Origin of the sequence: Streptomyces sp. NPDC092952 (genome assembly GCF_044754785.1) — a bacterium.
In the GTDB taxonomy this organism is placed as follows: Bacteria; Actinomycetota; Actinomycetes; order Streptomycetales; family Streptomycetaceae; genus Streptomyces.
The window spans coordinates 677,773-697,154 of the sequence record NZ_JBIVPT010000003.1 but is presented as its reverse complement, the minus strand read 5'-3'; the positions used below and the strand labels follow the sequence as shown (position 1 = coordinate 697,154).

Genomic DNA, 19,382 nt, shown 5'->3' with positions numbered 1-19,382 from the left:
GGGGGGCGGGCCCCCCCCCGGGGGGGGGCCCCCCCCCCCCCCCCCCCCCGGGCGCGGGGGGGGGGCCCCCCCCCCGCCGGGGGGGGGGGGGGGGCCCGCCCCCCCCCCGCGTCCGCGGGTTCCGCCGGCTCTACGGGGAGGAGGTCAGCGGGGCCAGCACGCGCGGGCGCCGGCAGTGGTGGACGAAGACCGGCGGCAGGGAGTCCCACGTGGTGCGGCCGGCCACCACCTCCTCGAAGGACACCCCGAGCATCCGCCGGAAGTACCGCTCCCGCGCCCGGAACCGGGCGTGCAGCGGGCCGGGTGCGGTGAACGCCCCCTCCGGGCCCAGCGCCTCGCGGACCCCGGCGAGGGAGGCCCGCCCCTCCGCGTGCGGCAGGCCCGCCCAGGACCGGCCGGCGATCACCACGTCCGCCGCCGCGATCCCCCGCCCGGCGAGCACACCGGGGAGGGACGCGGCGTCGGCGGTGACGACCTCGACGTCCGGGAAGCGCAGGCTCAGCCGGGCCGCCCGTACCGGGTCGGACTCGACGGCGAGGTGCCGCCCCCGGCCGCCCAGCAGCTCCCGGACCAGGGAGGTCACCTCACCTTCGCAGGCGTCCAGTTCCACGACCACGGCCTGTCCCGACTCGGGCACCGGCGCGGTCAGGGCCATGGCGATCCGGCGGGGGCCGGACGCCCCGGCGCGGGCCCAGGGCCCTCGGCGCCGGGGCCCGCCGGGCAGGGTGGCTCGATCGCTCGTCACAGCGCTGGCCTCTCGCGTTGTAAGGGGGGTGGGCTCGGGGTGCCGGGGCGCGACGGGGGCGCGCGCCCCGGTACCGGGCGGTCACTCGCGCATGCCCGCCAGCTCGACCGGCCGGACGCGCAGCGCGAACGACGCGGGCAGCACGGAGGCCACGGTCGCCAGGAGGGCGCTCGCGCCGACCACGGCGGCGACCGTGCCCCAGGGCACGACGACGTCGGACCACACGTCGAGCAGGCCGAGGGCGCCCCACACACCGAGCAGGTTCACCCCGGCGATCACCACCCCGAGCACCGTGCCGACCGCGACCACCACCAGTGCCTCGGCCCCGACGAGCCGCAGCACCTGTCCCTTCGTGGCGCCGGTCAGACGCAGCGAGGCGAGGTCGCGGACCCGGTCCGAGGTCGCCATCATCAGGGTGTTGGCGAGCGCGATGCCCGTGTAGACCAGGGCGATCCCGAGGATCATCCACAGGCCGAGCCTGGTGTTCTTGCTGGAGCGCGGGTAGTGGGCCTCGACCCACTGGTCACCCGTCAGGAGCTGCACACCGGTCGCCTTCGCGGCGGCGCCGAGCGCGGCGGCCGCGCTGTCCGCGCCGTCCCGGGGCAGCGCGAGGTCGACGCGGTCCACAGGGGCGCCGGCGGCGTTGTGCCCGGTGAGGTAGACGCCGTTGCTGCCGGTGCCGGTGGCGAGCACCGCCGCGATGCGCAGGTCCGCCTTGCGGCCGTCGCCCAGCCAGACGGAGACCTTGTCGCCCACCTTCGTGGTCAGCCACTCCTCGTTGACGACGATGCTGTCGTCGTCGAGGTCGGCGAGGCGGCCCGCGACGACGGGCAGCCGGGAGACGGCCGCGTGCGCCGCCGGATCGACCGCCCTGGCCTCGGACTTGACGAGGGCGACCCCCTCCTCCAGGACGGTCACCCCGGTGGACCGGGTCGCGCTGACGGTCACGCCGGGGACGGCCCGGGCGCGCCGGACGAACTCGTCGGACAGCGCGCGGCCCTCCCCGCCCGCCGTGGCGACCAGGTCCGCGGTGATCTGCCGCCGCGCCTCGTCGGCCTTGGCCTCGCTGATCGTGGCGGTGGTGCCCATCAGGGAGGCGGCGAGGGCCACCGTGATGATGACCGGGGCGGCGACGGCGGCGGTCCTGCGGACCCCGGCGGACGCGTTCTCCCGGGCCAGCATGCCGGTCGCGCCGGGAAGGCGGGCCGGCAGCCAGGTCAGCAGCCGGGCCAGCGGCTTGACCAGGACCGGTGCGAACAGGGCGAACCCGACGATCAGCAGCATCGGCTGGGTGACGTAGGTCTTGCGCTTCAGGACGTCGCCCGGGTTGTCCAGCAGGGCCAGCGAGAGCAGCCCGAGGCCGGTCACGAGGACCGCGGTGCCGATCAGCCAGCGGCTCACCGGCATGGCGCGGGAGTCGACCGCGGACTCGCGCAGCGCCTCCGTCGGACCGACCCGGCCGGCCCGCCACGAGGAGACGGCCACCCCGCTCAGGGCGACGAACAGGCCCGTCCAGAACGCGGTGTGCAGCGGCCACGTCTGCTCGCCGATCCGGAACCAGGAGGGGGCGATTCCGCTGTCGGCCATCCAGGAGGCGAGCCGCGGCGCACCCGCCGCGCCGAGCCAGCAGCCGGCCGCCGAGGCGAGCACCCCGACGACGAGCGCCTCGATGAACACCATCCGCCGCACCTGGGCGGGGGTGGCACCGGCGGTGCGCAGCAGCCCGAACTCCCGGCGCCGCTGGGCGACCGCGAAGGAGAACGTCGAGGCGACGACGAACACCGACACGAAGCCGGTGACGCCCGCGGCGGTGCCGAGGAGCGCGTTCACCGAGACCAGTGCTTCCTCGTCCCGGTCGGGGTTCGGGTCGGCGCGCCGGCGTTCCTTGCCGGTCAGTACGTCGAATCCGGCGCCCACGGCCGCCTCGACCCGGTCGGCCGGGGCGTGCACGGCGACGGCGTCCACGTCGGGAGAGATCCGCGCGGCCTCGGCATCGGTGAAGAACAGCGCGTTCTCGAAGCCGGCCGACGCGACCGTCCCGACGACGGTGACCTGCTCGGCCCCGCGGGCGGTGGCGGCCTTCACCCGGGTGCCGGGCCGCAGCGCGTCCCCGGTGGCGACGGCTTCGCCGGGCGCTGAGGGGGCGCGTCCGGAGGTCAGCGTGTAGGGGGTGAGCGCGGCGACCGACCACGGGTGGCCGACCGTGTCCTCGGCGAGCCCGGGGCCCGACACGGGGAAGGTGCGGTCCTCGACGGTCCTGCCGAGCGCCGCGAGCTTCGCGGTGACGGCGGCCGGGACCGGCGCGGGGTCGGTGATCGTCTGCGTACGTTCCCCGATGGGCGTGTCCGCCCGGACGAGGCCGGAGGTCTTCACGACGACCGGCGCCTTCACGAACCGCTCGGGCCCGCGGTCCGGAGCGCTGAAGGTCGCCGCCAGGGCGAGCCCCGTGGTGGCGATGAGGCCGACGCCGAGGGCGAGGGCGATGAACGAGCCGATGAACGTGACCCAGCGGGTCCGCATTCCCTGCAGGGCGAGTTTCAGCACGGGAGGGCCGCCAGTCGGGTCATGTGCGCGGCGACCTGCTCGGCCGTCGGGGAGAACAGCTCGTCGTGGACCCGGCCGTCGGTGAGGAACAGCACCCGGTCCGCGAAGGAGGCGGCCACCGGGTCGTGCGTCACCATGATGACCGTCTGTCCCTGGTCGACCATCTGCCGCAGCAGCGTGAGCACTTCACGGCTGGTGGTGGTGTCCAGGGCACCGGTCGGCTCGTCGCCGAAGAGCACCTCCGGCCGGGTGACCAGGGCGCGGGCGAGCGCCACCCGCTGCTGCTGGCCGCCGGACATCTCACTGGGCCGGTGCCCGGCCCGCTCGCGCAGGCCGACCTTCTGCAGCACGTCCAGGACATCGCTCCGCTTGGGGCGGCGGCCGGCGAGCCGCAGCGGCAGCGCCACGTTCTGCTCGGCGGTGAGCGAGGGCAGCAGGTTGAACGCCTGGAAGACGAAGCCGATGCGGTCCCGCCGCAGCAGCGTGAGCTTCTTCTCGCTCAGCTTGCTCAGGTCGGTCTCCCCGAGAAGCACCTGGCCGCTGGACGGCCGGTCCAGACCCGCAGTGCACTGGAGGAAGGTCGACTTGCCGGAGCCCGAGGGCCCCATGACGGCGGTGAAGGTGCCCCGGGGAATGTCCAGGGAGACGTTGTCCAGGGCGGTCACGGCACCGGCGCCCTTGCCGTAGGAGCGAGTGACCGAACGGAGTCGGACGGCTGCTTGATTCATGGTGTCCACTCAATCGGGCCCGGAACTGGCGCACATCGCAGCCGGGCGGAGTCTTCGGGGTGGAGGTAACTCCACCCTTCTGTGCACGGTGGCTGCCCCGGGTGGGAAAAGGCAGTGCCCGGCGGCGACAGGAACTTGCGTGGGCAGCCTCCTGCCGCCGGACGGGTCGGCCGACCGCGGCACCGGCCCGCACCATGGAGGGACGGACACGGCCACCGCGGGGTGGCGGGAGGGCGGCTCGGAATGACGGTCATCAGCAGGGGAACGGCGGGAAAGTGGTTCCGGAGGTACCCGGCGCGGAGCGGGGCGCCCCGGCTGCGCCTGGTCTGCCTGCCGCACGCCGGCGGCACCGCGACGCTGTTCCACGGCTGGGCGGGGCTGCTGCCCGGCGGAGTGGAGGTGCTGGCCACCCAGTACCCCGGCCGCCAGGAACGGTTCGGCGAGCCGTGCGCCTCGTCCATGGCGGAGCTGGCCGACGCGATCACCGACGCGCTGGAGCCCGAACTCGACGCGCCCGTGGCCCTCTTCGGCCACAGCCTCGGTTCGGCCGTCGCCTACGAGGTCGCCCGCCGCCTCGAGGACCGCCACGGCGTCGTCCCCGAACGGGTCGTCGTCTCGGGCCGGGGAGCCCCGCACACCGAGCGGCCCGGCGGCACCCTGCACCTGCTCGACGACGAACGTCTGGTGGCCGCGGCCCGCCGGCTCGGCGATGTCGGCTCCGCCGTCTACGACGACCCCGACCTGCGCCCGCTGCTCCTGCCCTCGCTGCGCGGCGACTTCCGGCTCATCGAGTCCTACCGGCCCCTCGACGTCACCCCGTTGAGCGCTTCGGTGACGGCCGTCGGCGGCACCGCCGACCCGGGCTGCACCCTCCCCGAGCTGCTGTCGTGGTCGGCGCTGACTACGGCGTCGTACGAGCACCGGCTGTTCCCCGGGGACCACTTCTACCTGGTCCCGCAGGAAGAGGCACTGGTGCGCTTCCTCGCCGAGCGTCTGTGACCGGGCCGTCGCCGACCACGGCGGTACGGTCCAGGGAGCCCTGGGCGCGCGCCTCTTCGGCGCGTCCGGCCCGGGCGTACTCGCCGCGGGCCGTGAGCAGCAGCGACAGCGACGTGGTCAGCAGCAGCACGACCGACACACAGGCCAGCACGCCCGAACCGCCCCACTTCTCCCAGGAGCTCCCGGCGAGCAGCCCGAGCCCCACGCAGCAGGGCGCCCACAACAGCGCGACCAGCGCCGACCACCCCAGGTACGGCCGCCAGGGCACCTGCACGGAGCCGCACAGGGCCGGGACCAGGGTGCGCAGGCCCCCGTTGAACCGGCCGAGCAGCACGGCCCGGCCGTGCCGGGCGCCCACCGTGGCCAGCGCCAGCCGGTAGGACCGCGAGCCGGTGAGCCTCCCGGGCAGGGCCCGCTCCAGCCGGTCCCCCCAGCGGCGGCCCACTCCGTACCCGAGCACATTGCCCGCCAGCGCCCCGGCCACCGCCAGCACGAACACCCCCGCCACCGGCAGCACGCCGTGGTGCACGAGCACCCCGCTCGCCACCAGCGCGGTCTGCGAAGGAAACAGCATGCCCACCACCGGTACCGCGGGCTCCACCGCGGGCAGCAGGAACACGATCACCAGCGTCAGCCAGACGGGCACGACCGTGAACACGGCCTCCGGCGAGAACATCCCGGCCCCCTCCCCCTCGTACAGGAGCGGGCGGCTGCCCACTGCCCCCATCCGACCCCGCGGCACCCCCCGCGCACATTGCACCTGGTGGCCGTCCTTACGGGGAGTCCGCTACCGGTCCGATGGTGGAGCTGGCTGGGTGGTCCGTGCGATACGGGCCTCATATCGTGCCCCCATGCATTCACCCAGCCTCTGGCAGGCCCTGCACCAGCGTCGGTACCTCCGGAGCGGCTGGCCGTGGCGCTGCGCCCTGTACTTCCTGACCAGCGTGCCGCTGGGCGCCGCCGTGCTGGTCTGTCTGCTCGTCCTCGCGCTGGCCGGCAGCCTGCTGACCGTGGTCCTCGTCGGGGTGCCGCTCCTGCTGACGCTGGTCCTCGCCGGGCTGCCGGTCGCGCATGTGGAGCGGCGCCGGCTGCGTCTGATCGATCCGGCCGTCCCCCTGGCCGACGCCCACCAGGACCCGCCGCACACCGGGCCCGCCGCCTGGCTCCGCACCCGCCTCCAGGAGCGTTCCACCTGGCGGGAGTTGGGTTACGCCCTTCTCTTCGGCTGCCTCCTGTGGCCCCTGGAGGCAGCGGTCATCGGCACGGTCATCGGCGTGAGCGGGGGGCTGGTCTCCACCCCCCTGGTCATGGCCACGGCCGGCGGCGGCGAGGAGGCGCGCGTCATCAAGCTGTGGCTGGTCCACTCCTACCCGGCGGCGTTCGCCGTCGCCCTGGCCGGGCTGCTCCTGCTCCCCCTGCTGGCCTACCCGCTCGGCCTGCTCGCCGTGGGGCGCGCACAGCTCACCCGCCTTCTCCTGGATGTGTCGCCCTATCAGGACGACGTGCGGGTAAAGGAGTTGAGCCGGTCGCGGATGCGCCTGGTGACCGCCTTCGAGGCCGAGCGCCGCCGGATCGAACGCGACCTGCACGACGGCGCCCAGCAGCGACTGGTCGCCCTGTCGATGCGACTGGGCCTGGCGCGCCTCGACGCCCGCGAGGAGCCCCTCGCCGGGCTCCTGGCCGAGGCCCACGGCGAGGCCCAGGCCGCTCTGGTCGAGCTGCGGGAGCTGATCCAGGGCATCCACCCCCGGGTCCTCACCGACCGGGGTCTGGCCGCGGCCATCGAGGACGTCGCCGACCGCTCCCCGGTCCCCGTCGACCTCGATCTCGACCTGCCCCACCGGTTCCTCGAAGCGGTCGAGTCCGCCGTCTACTTCGCGGTGTGCGAGGCGCTGGCGAACGTCGCCAAGCACAGCCGGGCCACCCGGGCCACTGTCGAGGCCCGCGTCGACCAGGGCCAACTCGTCGTCCGGGTGGGGGACAACGGCGTGGGCGGGGCGAACGAGGCCGACGGCACCGGGCTGGAGGGGGTCGCTGATCGCATCTCGGTCCTCGGCGGGCATTTGCTAGTGTCCTCACCGTCCGGGGGACCCACGCTCTTCCGCCTCCTCGTGCCCTGCACCCCGGCTCCGGACCGCCGACTCGACGCCCCGACGGCTCGCTAGCCCGACAGCCCGATAGAGGAACCAGATGTTGCGCATCGTGTTGGCCGAGGACAGCGTGCTGCTGCGGGAGGGCCTCGTCGGCCTCATGGAGCGCTTCGGCCACCAGGTCCTCGCCGGCGTCGGCACGGCCGACGAACTCACGGCAGCCGTCGCCGAACACGACCCCGACATCGTCGTCACCGACGTGCGGATGCCGCCCGGCTTCTCCGACGAAGGGCTGCGGGCCGCGCTGCGACTGCGCGAGAAGAACCCCCGGCTGCCCATCCTCGTCCTCAGCCAGTACGTCCAGCGCGCCTACGCCGAGGAGCTGCTCGACTCCTCCGACGGCACCCACGTCGGCTACCTCCTCAAGGAACGCGTCGGCAACGTCGAGGAGTTCATCGAGGCCCTCCAGCGGGTGGCCGCGGGCGCGACCGTCGTCGACCCCGAAGTGGTCCGCCAGCTCCTGCGCCACCGCCGCGACCCGCTGGCCAAACTGACCCCCCGTGAGCAGGAGGTCCTCGCGCTGATGGCCGAGGGCCAGTCCAACGCGTCCGTCGCCGCGGCCCTGCACGTCAGCGAGGGCACCGTCAGCAAGCACTTCGGCTCCATCCTCACCAAGCTGGACCTGAGCCTGTCCGACGCCACCAACCGCCGGGTACTGGCCGTCCTGGCCTACCTGCGCGGCTGACCTCCCGGGGCGGCGTCACGGTGCCCGCTCGCCGGGGGCCGCTCAGCCGACGAGCCAGCCCCGCTCGGCCGCCAGCGCACCCAGCTGAAATCGGCTGCGGGCCCCCAGACGGTTCATCAGCACGGCCGTCACCCGGCGACTGGTGCGCACCGACACCCCCAGCTTGCGGGCGATCACCTCGTCGGTGAGGCCGGCCGCGAGCAGTTCGAGCACCGCGCTCTCCTGGTCGGCGAGCACCCCGTCCTGCTCCCGGTCCCGCCCCTCGCCGAACCGCGCCGCCCGTTGCCACACCTGCTCGAACAAGGACTCCAGCGCGGCCACCGGCCCCGGGCTGGACAGCAGGAGGGCTCCCGCGTCCGGCACGGCCGGGTCGATCGGCACCAGCGCCGTACGCCGATCCCAGATGATCACACGCAGCGGCAGATGCGGAACCGTCCTGACCTGCGCTCCCCGTTCGACCAGCCACTGCGCGTACTCGCTGGTGGGCCGGTCGTTGCGGATGCTGTCCTGGTACACGTAGCTGACCCGGGCCGACCGTTCCAGGAGCAGCAGATCGAGCGGCTGGGACGAGGCGAGGACGTCGCTGGGCTGCGCGCCACCGGGCACGAACACCTGGATCTCCTCCCGGCACTCGTGGCACGTCTTCTCCACACAGGTCTGCACGGCGTCGATCCCGCGCAGTTCCCGCACGGACGACACCGGCCCGTTCTCCGACGCACTGCGGTACTCGTCGACCAGATTCGACGCCGCGAGTTTCGTCTGCGTGAGCATCTGCTGCCGCCGGATCAATTCTCTTTCCTGTGCGTCGATCAGGGCCTGCAGTCCGAGTTCGGGATCCACCAGACGACGGCTGTCCCGGTGCTCGTGCGAGGGCCGCACGAGAGAGAGGCCGAAAAGTTCGTCGAGGGCGTCCGACGCCCGGTCGACCGACCAGCCGAGGCGTTCGGCGAGTGCCCCCGCCTCCGCTCGCGGTTCCTTCAGCAGAGCGCGGTACACGCACGCGGCGTCCATGCCGAGCCCGATCTCCGTGAGCACTCAGGCCTCCAGTCGTCGATGGTCCGCGCAGCGTATGCCGACCTCCTTTTCGCGCATTTTCACGAGGATTTCCCCGCTGCGAAATCAAGGAAAAATAGGCTCGAAAGTCCGACTCCGTAAGGTTCTGCCCGTAAACGAAAACAGTGTGAACGGCCGACACGGCGTTCAACGAGGGGGGAAAACCAGATGCGTAACAAGAGCGCGTTCCTTGCGGCTGCGGCCGGCACGATCCTGCTGAACGCCCTGCTGCTGGCGACTCCGGCCGCCGCCGACGACGGGGACGACCGCGATCTCCCCTGGACGGCGCCGCCGGCGCGCACGGTGGGGCTGGTCGTCGACACGGTCCGGGACGTCGTCGCCCCCCTGGGCGCCGAGACCGACGACGACCTCCCCTGGACCCGCTGACCCGCGGAGCCCGCACCGCCCCGGCCGACCGGAGCGCGAGCCGGCACGTCCGGCGGGGGAGCCTGGTCAGCTCCCCTGCCGGACGCACCCGGAACTCAAGGTCATTCGACAGAAAAAACCCCAGGTCAGATTTCTGACCTGGGGTTTCTCGCTGAGCCGCCTTCGGGATTCGAACCCGAGACCTACGCATTACGAGTGCGTTGCTCTGGCCAACTGAGCTAAGGCGGCACGCCCTGTCGCACTATGGTGCGATCAGCAGCGTCGCCAAGTCTACACAGTTTCCGGGGGTGCTTCGTACCAGCCCTGGTGCGGGCTGTTCGTGCAGGTCAGGAGCACTTCTTGGACCGGGCGGGCGGGGTGCCGTCCAGGAGGTAGGTGTTGATCGCGGTGTCGACGCAGTCGCTGCCGCGGCCGTACGCGGTGTGGCCGTCGCCCTCGTAGGTGAGGAGGGTGCCGGAGGAGAGCTGGCCGGCCAGGGAGCGGGCCCACTTGTACGGGGTGGCCGGATCGCGGGTGGTGCCGACCACGACGATCGGGGCCGCGCCCTCGGCCGTCACGCGGTGCGGGGTGCCGGTGGGGCGGACGGACCAGTCGGCGCAGTTCAGGGCGGCCCAGGCGAAGGACCTGCCGAAGACCGGGGACGCCTTCTCGAAGTCCGGGACGGCCCGGGTGGCGGCCCTGGTGCTGGTGAAGGCGGGCGGCTGGTCCAGGCAGTTCACGGCGGCGTTGGCGAACATGAGGTTGGCGTACGAGCCGCTCGGGCGGCGCTCGTAGTAGCTGTCCGAGAGGGCGAGCAGGCCGGAGCCGTCGCCGTCCTGGGCGGCGGCGACGGCCTCGCGCAACTGCGGCCAGGCCGACTCGTCGTACATGGCGGCGATCACCCCGGTGGTGGCCAGGGACTCGGTGAGTTCGCGGGTGTCGCCGGTGCCGATCGGGTGGGCGTCCAGCTCGGCGAAGAGCCGCCCCAGCCGGTCGGCGGCGTCGGCGGCAGAGACGGTGCCGAGCGGGCAGTCCGCGTTCTTCACGCAGTCGGCGGCGAAGGCCTGGAAGGCGGTCTCGAAACCCGCGGTCTGGTCCCGGTTCAGCTCCACGGCGTCCAGCGAGGGGTCCATCGCGCCGTCGAGGACCAGCCGGCCGACCCGGGCGGGGAAGAGGTCCGCGTACGTCGCGCCGAGGAAGGTGCCGTACGACGCCCCGACGTAGTTCAGCCTCTCGTCGCCGAGCAGCGCCCGCAGCATGTCCATGTCGCGGGCGGCCTCGACGGTGGAGACGTGCGGCAGCACCTTGCCGGACCGCTTCGCGCAGCCCTGCGCGAACTGCCGGTACGCGTCGTTCAGCGCGGTGACCTCGGCGGCGTCGTCCGGGGTCTGGTCGACCTGGGTGAAGCGGTCCATCTGCGGGCCGGTGAGACAGACGACGGGCGCGCTCCGGGCCACCCCGCGCGGGTCGACGGCGACCATGTCGTAACGGGCCCGGACCTGCGCCGGGTAGCCGATGCCCGCGTAGTCCTGGAGGTACTCGACGGCCGAGCCGCCGGGGCCGCCCGGGTTCACCAGGAGGGAGCCGATCCGCTTGCCGGGACCGGTCGCCGCCTTGCGGGAGACGGCGAGGTCGATGTCGCCGCCGTCCGGCTTCGCGTAGTCCAGCGGCGCCTTCATCGTGGCGCACTGGAACCCCTCGACGCCGCAGTCCCGCCACTTCAGCCGCTGCGCGTAGTACGACGTCAGCCCGGCGGGGACGGCCGGGGCGGACACGGACGAGGCGCCCGAGGGCTGCGCGGAGCCCGTCGAACCGCCGCCGGTGCAGCCCGAGACGAGCAGGCCGGCCGTACCGAGCAGCGTGGTGACGAGGGTGCGGAGCGAACGCCTGGAGTCCATCCCCGGAGCGTAGTCGCCCGGTACCGGTTCGCCCGGGTCGCTCCCCGTACGGGTGAATCGACCTCCCGGAACCGGACGCCGCGTCAGCCCGCGCGCAGGGCCATCGTCATCGCCTCGACCGCGAGGAGCGGCGCCACATTGCGGTCCAGGGCCCGGCGGCAGGCGATCACCGCCTCTATCCGGCGCAGGGTGCGCTCGGGCGTGGAGGCGCGGGCGATACGGTCCAGGGCGTCCTCCGCGTCGGCGTTGGCGATGGCGGTCCGGGAGCCGAACTGGATGGCCAGCACGTCGCGGTAGAAGCCGGTCAGGTCGGTGAGCGCGAGATCGAGGCTGTCGCGCTGGGTACGTGTCTTGCGGCGCTTCTGCCGGTCCTCCAGCTCCTTCATCACCCCGGCGGTACCGCGCGGCAGCCGTCCCCCGGCGGCGGCGCCGAGCGCGGCCTTCATCTCCTCCGTCTCCTTGACGTCGACCTCCTCGGAGACCTGCTTGGCGTCCTCGGTGGCGGTGTCGATCAGCTCCTGGGCGGCCTTGAGACAGCCCCCGATGTCCTCCACCCGCAGCGGGAGCTTGAGCACGGCGGCGCGGCGCGCACGGGCCCGCTCGTCGGTCGCGAGGCGGCGGGCCCGCTCGATGTGGCCCTGCGTGGCACGGGCGGCGAACGCGGCCCGCTCCGGCTCGACGCCGTCCCGTCCGACCAGGACGTCGGCGACCGCGTCGACCGGGGGCGTGCGCAGCGTGAGGTGGCGGCAGCGGGAGCGGATGGTGGGCAGCACGTCCTCCAGGGAGGGGGCGCAGAGCAGCCAGACCGTACGCGGCGCGGGCTCCTCGACGGCCTTCAGCAGGACGTTCCCCGCGCCCTCGGTGAGGCGGTCGGCGTCCTCCAGGACGATGACCTGCCAGCGGCCCACCGCCGGGGAGAGCTGGGCGCGGCGGACCAGGTCGCGGGTCTCCTTCACGCCGATGGAGAGCAGGTCGGTACGGACCACCTCGACGTCGGCGTGCGTACCGATGAGGCTGGTGTGGCAGCCGTCGCAGAAGCCGCAGCCGGGGGCGCCGCCCAGGGCGCGGTCGGGGCTGGTGCACTGGAGGGCGGCGGCGAAGGCCCGGGCCGCGGTGTCCCGGCCGGAACCGGGCGGTCCGGTGAACAGCCAGGCGTGGGTCATCTTCGACGCGGGCGGCGCCGGCTCCCCGGCCGCACCGGCGGTGACCAGCGCGTCGGCGTCCCGGGCGGCGGCGCCGAGCTGCTCCTCCACCTGGTCCTGGCCGACCAGGTCGTCCCAGACGGACATGGGTCACCGCCCTTCCGGCGCTGTCGCGCTGTGCGGTCGCGCTCTGCTGTCGCTTGCGTGCCGGCGCGTACGCCGGCCGCGCGCCGGTGTGTCCATCGGCGCTCGCCGGGCCGGTTGTTCCGGCCCGGCTCCCATTGTGGGGGACGGGTCCGACAATCCCGGCCGGGCGGGGGACGGCCGCCGGGCGGGAGCCCCAGCCCGGCGGCCGTCACCGGCCGTCAGCGGCGCGGGCGACGGCCCCGGCGGCCCTGCCCCTCGTCGTCCTCCGGACCGTCGTGGTGCTCGCCCAGCAGCTCGTCCGCCAGCGACGGCAGGTCGTCCAGCGGGGTCTCCTCGGCCCAGTCGGGGCGCGGTCGGCGGCCCCGGCCGCCCCGGTCCTGGACCGGCTCGGCATCGCCGACCTGCGGCAGCTCCCGGGTCCGCTCGTTCTCGCTCTCCGCCGCGGAGCCCCCCGGGCGCTCGTCGCGGAAGATGCCGCGCGGCACCCGGTCCGCCGGGTCGGTGTCCCGGGTCCCCGGAACGTCCCGCACCTGCGGGAGGACCGTCGTCTCGTCCGAGGAACCGGACCACCCGGAGCGGTCGTCCCGGTCCTGGATCTTCGGGAGCATCGCCGTCTCGGCCTCGTCGGCGCGCGCGGCCGGACCGTCCGGCGCGGGCACCTGCTGCGTCACGTCGTTCGGGTCGATGATCGGCGTCGGGACCGTGATCTCGTTCTCCGGAACGGACGCGGCCGCGGCGGCCTCCGCACGGGCCCGCTCCGCCGCCTCGGCGGCCTCGGCCGCCGCCCGCCTGCGCGCCTCCTCGGCACGCAGCAGCGCCTCCTCGGCCTTCCGCTGCTTCTCCAGCCGCTGCGCCTCGGCCTCCTTGCGCAGCCGGGCGTCCTCCTCGGCCTTCCGGCGCAGCCGGGCCTGCTCGGCCTCGCGGGCCGCCTCCTCGGCCTCCCGCCGGACCCGCTCCTCCTCGGCGACCCGGCGGGCCTCCTCGGCACGCTGCCGGGCCTCCTCCGCCTCGCGTTCGGCCTCGCGGCGGCGGGCCTCCGCCAGCTCGCGGGCCTTGCGCTCCTCCTCCTCGGCGCGGAGCTTGGCGAGCTGGGCCTGGCGCTCGCGCTCCAGCCGCTCCTCCTCGGCCTTGCGCGCCGCCTCCTCCTCCGCCTTGCGCCGGGCCTCCTCCTCGGCCGCCCTGCGCGCCTCCTCCTGGGCCTTGATCTCGGCCTCGGAGAGCGGCAGCAGGTGGTCGAGCCGGTGGCGTACGACGGTGGTGATCGCCTCGGGCTCCTGGCCCGCGTCCACGACCAGGTAGCGGGTCGGGTCGGCGGCGGCCAGCGTCAGGAAGGCGGACCGCACCCGGGCGTGGAACTCGGGCGGCTCGGACTCCAGCCGGTCGGGGGCCTCGGTGAACCGTTCCCTCGCCGTCTCCGGGTCGACGTCCAGCAGCACCGTCAGATGCGGAACGAGCCCGTCCGTGGCCCAGCGCGAGATTCGGGCGATCTCGGTCGGCGAGAAGTCGCGGCCCGCGCCCTGGTAGGCGACGGACGAGTCGATGTAGCGGTCGGAGATGACGATCGCGCCGCGCTCCAGCGCCGGGCGGACCACCGAGTCGATGTGCTCGGCACGGTCGGCGGCGTACAGCAGGGCCTCGGCCCGGTTGGAGAGCCCGGCCGACGAGACGTCCAGCAGGATCGAGCGCAGCCGCTTGCCGACCGGGGTGGCGCCCGGCTCGCGGGTGACGACGACCTCGTGGCCCTTGGCCCGGATCCAGTCGCCGAGCGCCTCGGCCTGGGTGGACTTGCCCGCCCCGTCGCCGCCCTCCAGGGCGATGAAGAAGCCGGTCGCGGCGGGGGCCACGGCCGGTTCGCCGCCGCGCACCGCCTCGCGCAGGTCGCGGCGGAGCGGAACGCCGGAGCGGTCGTCGGTCTTCGCCAGGACGAGCGCGGCGACCGGCAGCAGGAGCGCGCCGATCAGCATCAGCGCGTAGGCCGCGCCGCCGTGCTCGAAGACGAAGTCGCCGGAGCCCAGCCGGTGGGCGCCGATCGCGGCGGCCAGCAGCGGACCGGCCAGCGCGCCCAGCGCGATCAGGACCCGTACGACGGCCTGGAGGTGCTCGGTGGTCCGGGCCCGGCGGGACTCGTCGGTCTCCTGGTCGGCCAGGGCGTGCCCGGTGTGGGCGGCGACCCCGGCGGCGTAGCCGGCGAGCACCGCGATCAGCAGCACGGTCGCGGTGTCGGGCACCAGGCCCATCGCGAGCAGCGCGATCCCGGTGACGGCGGTGGCCAGGGCGAACAGCCGGCGCCGCGACAGCGTGGGCAGCACCTTCTCCGCGGTCCGCACGCCGACGCCGGTGGCCCCGGTCAGGGCGAGGACCAGCAGGGCGAAGGTGGCGGGGCCGCCGCCCAGGTCCGCGGCGTGCAGCACCGAGACGGCGGAGGCGGCGGCGATCGCCCCGGCGACCGCGGCCGACGCGCCGACCAGCAGCGGAACGGCCCCGGTACGGCCCCGGTCGGGCCCGCCCTGGGCCGACGACGGACGGCGCAGCCCCTCCAGCGGGGAGCGCGGCCGCGGGGTCTGCGTACCGGGCAGCTCCAGGAAGTACAGGGTGGAGACCGACGCCGAGAAGAGCCCGGCCGCGACGTACGAACCAAGTGCCGCCTGGTGGATCGAGAACCACTCCAGGCCGGTGCCCAGCAGCTCGCCGACGAGCGTGGCGACCAGCAGGACGGTGGCCGCCAGGGGGATCGCGGCGAAGTCGGTGCGCAGCGAGAGCCGGCGCAGCGTGTCCAGCCGGTCGGGCAGCGGGCGCACGGCGGCGCCCTCGATGGGCGGGGCGGGCAGCAGCGCGGGGGCGGCGCTGTCCTTGGCGACCGTCCAGAGCCGTTCGGCCGCGCCGGTGACGAAGACGGTGACGAGGATCATCATCAGCGCCCTGCCGGGCATCCAGTCGATCCACAGCGGAGCGACGACCAGCAGCGCGAGCCGCAGCCCGTCCGTCCCGATCATCAGCCACCGCCGGTCCACCGGCCCGCCGGGCGCGGTGAGCGTCGTCAGCGGACCGAGGAGTACGGCTCCGAAGACCAGGGTGGCCAGGATCCGGGCGCCGAACACCGCGGCGACGGCGAACGCCGCGCCCCGGTAGCCGGTTCCGAAGGTGTCCTCCAGGACCGCCGCCTGGAGCGCCATCAGCACCAGGACGAGAAGGGCGAGGGCATCGCCGGTACTGCCGATGAGCTGTGCGCTCCACAACCGCCTCAGCGGAGGAACACGCAACAGTGCTCGTACGGCACGTTCCCGTGAGTCTGCGGCAAGTGTGTCGGAGGTGGGGCTCACGACCGTTGGCTGCTCGGCTCGCGTCATCCGCCCAGCCTATCCGGAGCGGTGAGGTCCCCGGGGGCCCCGCCCGAACATACGCCCGCCGGGTGCGTCCGTTCCGCGCGCGAGTACGGCGGAGGGGGCCGGGAAACCCCGGCCCCCTCCCGCGTCCGACCCCTGGTCAGTCCTCCACGGACGCCGAGGCCGTCGTCTTCTTCGCGGCGGTCTTCTTGGCCGTCGTGGCCGTCTTCTTGGCGGCCGTGGTCTTCTTCGCGGCCGCTGCCGTCGTCTTCTTCGCCGCCGTCTTCTTCACGGCCGCCGTGGTCTTCTTGGCGGTCGTCTTCTTCGCGGCGGTCTTCTTGGCCGGGGCCTTCTTCGCCGTCTTCTTCTTGGCGGGTCCCTTGGCGCGCTTCTCGGCGAGCAGCTCGTAGCCGCGCTCCGGCGTGATCTCCTCGACGCTGTCGCCGGTGCGCAGCGTCGCGTTGGTCTCGCCGTCGGTGACGTACGCGCCGAAGCGGCCGTCCTTGACCACGACCGGGGCACCGCTGACCGGGTCCGTCCCCAGCTCCTTCAGCGGCGGCTTGGCGGCGGCCCGGCCGCGCTGCTTGGGCTGGGCGTAGATCGCCAGCGCCTCTTCGAGGGTGATGTCGAAGAGCTGGTCCTCGGAGGTGAGCGAACGCGAGTCCGTGCCCTTCTTCAGGTACGGGCCGTAGCGGCCGTTCTGCGCGGTGATCTCGACGCCCTCGGCGTCCTCGCCGACGACGCGCGGCAGCGACATCAGCTTGAGCGCGTCGGCCAGCGTCACCGTGTCGAGGGACATGGACTTGAAGAGCGAGGCGGTCCGCGGCTTCACCGCGTTCTTGCCGGTCTTCGGCGTGCCCTCGGGCAGCACCTCGGTGACGTACGGGCCGTAGCGGCCGTCCTTCGCGATGATCTGGTTGCCGGTGACCGGGTCCGCGCCGAGCTCGAAGTCGCCGCTCGGCTTGGCCAGCAGCTCCTCCGCGTACTCCACGGACAGCTCGTCGGGCGCCAGGTCCTCCGGCACGTCCGCGCGCTGGTGGCCCTCGGCGTCCTTCTCGCCGCGCTCGATGTACGGCCCGTAGCGGCCGACGCGCAGCTTGATGTCGTTGCCGACGGGGAACGAGGAGATCTCCCGGGCGTCGATCGCGCCGAGGTCGGTGACCAGCTCCTTCAGCCCGCCGAGGTGGTCGCCGTCGCCGTTGCCCGCGTCGGAGGCCGCACCCGCGCCCGCGCCGTCGTCGCCCGCGCCGAAGTAGAAGCGCTTGAGCCACGGCACGGACTGGGCCTCGCCGCGCGCGATCCGGTCGAGGTCGTCCTCCATCTTCGCGGTGAAGTCGTAGTCGACGAGCCGGCCGAAGTGCTTCTCCAGCAGGTTCACCACGGCGAACGACAGGAACGACGGGACGAGCGCGGTGCCCTTCTTGAAGACGTAGCCGCGGTCCAGGATCGTGCCGATGATCGACGCGTACGTCGACGGGCGGCCGATCTCGCGCTCCTCCAGCTCCTTGACCAGCGAGGCCTCGGTGTAGCGGGCGGGCGGCTTGGTGGCGTGGCCGTCGGCCGTGATCTCCTCGGCGGACAGCGCGTCGCCCTCGGCGACCTGCGGCAGCCGGCGCTCGCGGTCGTCCAGCTCGGCGTTCGGGTCGTCCGCGCCCTCGACGTACGCCTTCATGAAGCCGTGGAAGGTGATCGTCTTGCCGGACGCGGAGAACTCGGCGTCCCGGCCGTCGCTCGACCGGCCGCCGATCCTGACGGTGACCGAGTTGCCGACCGCGTCCTTCATCTGGGAGGCGACGGTCCGCTTCCAGATCAGCTCGTACAGCCGGAACTGGTCGCCGGTCAGGCCGGTCTCGGCGGGGGTGCGGAAGCGGTCGCCGGAGGGGCGGATCGCCTCGTGCGCCTCCTGCGCGTTCTTGACCTTCCCGGCGTACGTGCGCGGCTTCTCCGGCAGGTAGTCGGCACCGTAGAGCTGGGTGACCTGGGCCCGGGCCGCGGTGACCGCGGTGTCCGAGAGGGTCGTGGAGTCGGTACGCATATAGGTGATGAAGCCGTTCTCGTACAGCTTCTGCGCGACCTGCATGGTGGCCTTGGCCCCGAAGCCCAGCTTCCGGCTCGCCTCCTGCTGGAGGGTCGTCGTCCGGAACGGCGCGTACGGGGAGCGGCGGTACGGCTTCGACTCGACGGACCGTACGGCGAAGGAGGAGTCGGCGAGCGCGGCGGCCAGGGCGCGGGCGTTCGCCTCGTCCAGGTGCAGCACCTGGGCGGAGCCCGGCTTCAGCCGCCCGTCCGGGCCGAAGTCGCGGCCCTGCGCGACGCGGCGGCCGTCGACCGTGCTCAGCCGGGCGGTCAGCGTCGACGGGTCGGAGGCGTCACCGGTACGGCCGGTGGCGAAGGTGCCGGTGAGGTCCCAGTACTCGGCGGAGCGGAAGGCGATGCGTTCGCGCTCCCGCTCGACGACGAGCCGGGTCGCCACGGACTGGACGCGGCCGGCCGACAGGCGCGGCATGACCTTCTTCCACAGGACCGGCGAGACCTCGTAGCCGTACAGCCGGTCGAGGATGCGGCGGGTCTCCTGGGCGTCGACCATGCGCTGGTTGAGCTCGCGCGGGTTGGCGACGGCGGCCCGGATCGCGTCCTTGGTGATCTCGTGGAAGACCATCCGGTGGACCGGGACCTTGGGCTTCAGGACTTCCTGGAGGTGCCACGCGATGGCCTCGCCCTCGCGGTCCTCATCGGTGGCGAGGAAGAGCTCGTCGGACTCGGCCAGCAGCTGCTTGAGCTTCCTGACCTGCGCCTTCTTGTCCGCGTTGACGACGTAGACAGGCTGGAAGTCGTGCTCGACGTCGACACCGAGCCGACGGACCTCGCCGGTGTACTCGTCCGGGACCTCGGCGGCCCCGTTCGGCAGGTCGCGGATGTGCCCGACGCTCGCTTCGACGACGTATCCGGGGCCGAGGTAGCCCTTGATCGTCTTCGCCTTGGCGGGCGACTCGACGATGACGAGTCGGCGGCCGCCCTGTGCGGTCTCGCTGGTCGGGGACAACTTCGCTCTTCTCTCCGGTCGACGCTCGGTGGGCATCCGGGCAGCGCTGCGGCGCTGCCGATGGTGCTGTCGCTGCGGAGTGTGACGGTACAACCCGCCCCCGTGTCAAACGGCAAAAGCCCGCAACGGCCACTCGAACGGTAACCCGACTTCCGGCATTCCTGCCGCCCGGACCGTCCGATACGCCCGGTGCGCGGTCGCTGCCTGCGGGTTTCCGGGGGCGGTCGCGACGGTACGGGCACGGACGGCGGACCGGGTGCGGTCCGGGCGTGTTCCCCGCCCCGCCTCCGCGCGGCCGCCCGGGGCCCTGGTCCGGTCCCGGCTCCGGGATCACCGCTCCGGGATCAGACCCGGGTGAAGCACCACACGCCGAGAACGAGAAAGAGTACGCCGAACACGGTGGCGAGAGCTGCCGAGGCGGCGGGGCTCACGCCGTGCGCCACCGGCGCGCGGTGCAGTACGCGCGTCCCCGTCCACAGCAGCAGCGCGGCGCCGGACAGCGCGAACGCCGCTCCGGCGAGGACCGCGGGTCCGCTCTCCATACCCGTACGCCTCCCGG

General features: G+C 73.7%; 14 protein-coding genes and 1 tRNA gene. 4 read left to right on the top strand and 11 right to left on the bottom strand.

Features of this window, described 5'->3' with window-relative positions:
- Nucleotides 1-130 precede the first annotated feature (130 nt).
- The 3 genes from ACIQGQ_RS11020 to ACIQGQ_RS11010 all read right to left on the bottom strand — a co-directional run bounded on the left by ACIQGQ_RS11020 (nt 131) and on the right by ACIQGQ_RS11010 (nt 4,017).
- Nucleotides 131-745, bottom strand: a complete 615-nt coding sequence (locus ACIQGQ_RS11020; RefSeq protein ID WP_402393371.1) for a ribose ABC transporter ATP-binding protein — start codon at nt 743-745, stop codon at nt 131-133.
- 81 nt (nt 746-826) lie between these two features.
- On the bottom strand, nt 827-3,289 hold the full coding sequence (locus ACIQGQ_RS11015; RefSeq protein WP_402393368.1) for an FtsX-like permease family protein: 2,463 nt from the start codon (nt 3,287-3,289) through the stop codon (nt 827-829).
- Nucleotides 3,283-4,017 carry an ABC transporter ATP-binding protein gene (locus ACIQGQ_RS11010; RefSeq protein WP_402393366.1) on the bottom strand — a complete coding sequence of 245 codons (735 nt, stop codon included), beginning with the start codon at nt 4,015-4,017 and terminating at the stop codon, nt 3,283-3,285. The genes ACIQGQ_RS11015 and ACIQGQ_RS11010 overlap by 7 nt, the downstream gene beginning before the upstream one ends.
- A gap of 243 nt (nt 4,018-4,260) precedes the next feature.
- On the opposite strand from ACIQGQ_RS11010, the gene ACIQGQ_RS11005 reads away from it, so the two are divergent.
- A complete protein-coding gene (locus tag ACIQGQ_RS11005) occupies nt 4,261-5,016 on the top strand; it encodes a thioesterase II family protein (protein WP_402393363.1) in 756 nt (251 codons plus the stop codon).
- On the opposite strand, the gene ACIQGQ_RS11000 is transcribed toward ACIQGQ_RS11005, so the two are convergent.
- A complete protein-coding gene (locus ACIQGQ_RS11000) occupies nt 4,919-5,743 on the bottom strand; it encodes a DedA family protein (protein WP_402393360.1) in 825 nt (274 codons plus the stop codon). The two genes, ACIQGQ_RS11005 and ACIQGQ_RS11000, sit on opposite strands and share 98 nt — an antisense overlap.
- Nucleotides 5,744-5,867: 124 nt before the next feature.
- On the opposite strand from ACIQGQ_RS11000, the gene ACIQGQ_RS10995 reads away from it, so the two are divergent.
- Both ACIQGQ_RS10995 and ACIQGQ_RS10990 read left to right on the top strand, forming a co-directional pair.
- Nucleotides 5,868-7,181, top strand: a complete 1,314-nt coding sequence (locus ACIQGQ_RS10995; protein ID WP_402393358.1) for a sensor histidine kinase — start codon at nt 5,868-5,870, stop codon at nt 7,179-7,181.
- 25 nt (nt 7,182-7,206) lie between these two features.
- A complete protein-coding gene (locus ACIQGQ_RS10990; RefSeq protein WP_402393355.1) occupies nt 7,207-7,851 on the top strand; it encodes a LuxR C-terminal-related transcriptional regulator in 645 nt (214 codons plus the stop codon).
- A 42-nt stretch (nt 7,852-7,893) separates the two neighbouring features.
- Here the strand turns inward: ACIQGQ_RS10990 and ACIQGQ_RS10985 are convergent, their stop codons facing one another.
- Entirely contained in the window at nt 7,894-8,886 is a 993-nt protein-coding gene (locus tag ACIQGQ_RS10985) for a LuxR C-terminal-related transcriptional regulator (protein ID WP_402393353.1), read from the bottom strand.
- Nucleotides 8,887-9,072: 186 nt separating this feature from the next.
- On the opposite strand from ACIQGQ_RS10985, the gene ACIQGQ_RS10980 reads away from it, so the two are divergent.
- Nucleotides 9,073-9,291 (top strand): hypothetical protein, encoded by a 219-nt coding sequence (locus ACIQGQ_RS10980; protein WP_402393351.1) that lies wholly within the window; start codon nt 9,073-9,075, stop codon nt 9,289-9,291.
- Between the two features lie 154 nt (nt 9,292-9,445).
- Here the strand turns inward: ACIQGQ_RS10980 and ACIQGQ_RS10975 are convergent.
- The 6 genes from ACIQGQ_RS10975 to ACIQGQ_RS10950 form a co-directional block, all read right to left on the bottom strand.
- Nucleotides 9,446-9,519 (bottom strand) — tRNA-Thr (locus ACIQGQ_RS10975).
- A gap of 98 nt (nt 9,520-9,617) precedes the next feature.
- Nucleotides 9,618-11,168, bottom strand: a complete 1,551-nt coding sequence (locus ACIQGQ_RS10970; RefSeq protein ID WP_402393348.1) for an alpha/beta hydrolase — start codon at nt 11,166-11,168, stop codon at nt 9,618-9,620.
- A gap of 83 nt (nt 11,169-11,251) precedes the next feature.
- Nucleotides 11,252-12,457 (bottom strand): DNA polymerase III subunit delta', encoded by a 1,206-nt coding sequence (locus ACIQGQ_RS10965; RefSeq protein WP_402393347.1) that lies wholly within the window; start codon nt 12,455-12,457, stop codon nt 11,252-11,254.
- Between the two features lie 218 nt (nt 12,458-12,675).
- Entirely contained in the window at nt 12,676-15,804 is a 3,129-nt protein-coding gene (gene tmk / locus ACIQGQ_RS10960; RefSeq protein ID WP_402393345.1) for a dTMP kinase, read from the bottom strand.
- 136 nt (nt 15,805-15,940) lie between these two features.
- On the bottom strand, nt 15,941-18,823 hold the full coding sequence (gene topA / locus ACIQGQ_RS10955; RefSeq protein ID WP_402393342.1) for a type I DNA topoisomerase: 2,883 nt from the start codon (nt 18,821-18,823) through the stop codon (nt 15,941-15,943).
- A 344-nt stretch (nt 18,824-19,167) separates the two neighbouring features.
- Nucleotides 19,168-19,365, bottom strand: coding sequence for a hypothetical protein (locus tag ACIQGQ_RS10950; protein ID WP_402393339.1), 198 nt, complete (start codon nt 19,363-19,365; stop codon nt 19,168-19,170).
- Nucleotides 19,366-19,382 lie beyond the last annotated feature (17 nt).

Bases quoted from the DNA above. Each gene is read 5' to 3' on its own strand.
- ACIQGQ_RS10965 (WP_402393347.1), bottom strand. From the start codon at position 12,457: ATGTCCGTCTGGGACGACCTGGTCGGCCAGGACCAGGTGGAGGAGCAG.
- ACIQGQ_RS10950 (WP_402393339.1), bottom strand. From the start codon at position 19,365: ATGGAGAGCGGACCCGCGGTCCTCGCCGGAGCGGCGTTCGCGCTGTCC.
- ACIQGQ_RS11005 (WP_402393363.1), top strand. From the start codon at position 4,261: ATGACGGTCATCAGCAGGGGAACGGCGGGAAAGTGGTTCCGGAGGTAC.
- ACIQGQ_RS11000 (WP_402393360.1), bottom strand. From the start codon at position 5,743: ATGGGGGCAGTGGGCAGCCGCCCGCTCCTGTACGAGGGGGAGGGGGCC.
- tmk (WP_402393345.1), bottom strand. From the start codon at position 15,804: ATGACGCGAGCCGAGCAGCCAACGGTCGTGAGCCCCACCTCCGACACA.
- ACIQGQ_RS11010 (WP_402393366.1), bottom strand. From the start codon at position 4,017: ATGAATCAAGCAGCCGTCCGACTCCGTTCGGTCACTCGCTCCTACGGC.
- ACIQGQ_RS10980 (WP_402393351.1), top strand. From the start codon at position 9,073: ATGCGTAACAAGAGCGCGTTCCTTGCGGCTGCGGCCGGCACGATCCTG.
- ACIQGQ_RS10990 (WP_402393355.1), top strand. From the start codon at position 7,207: ATGTTGCGCATCGTGTTGGCCGAGGACAGCGTGCTGCTGCGGGAGGGC.
- ACIQGQ_RS10970 (WP_402393348.1), bottom strand. From the start codon at position 11,168: ATGGACTCCAGGCGTTCGCTCCGCACCCTCGTCACCACGCTGCTCGGT.
- ACIQGQ_RS10995 (WP_402393358.1), top strand. From the start codon at position 5,868: ATGCATTCACCCAGCCTCTGGCAGGCCCTGCACCAGCGTCGGTACCTC.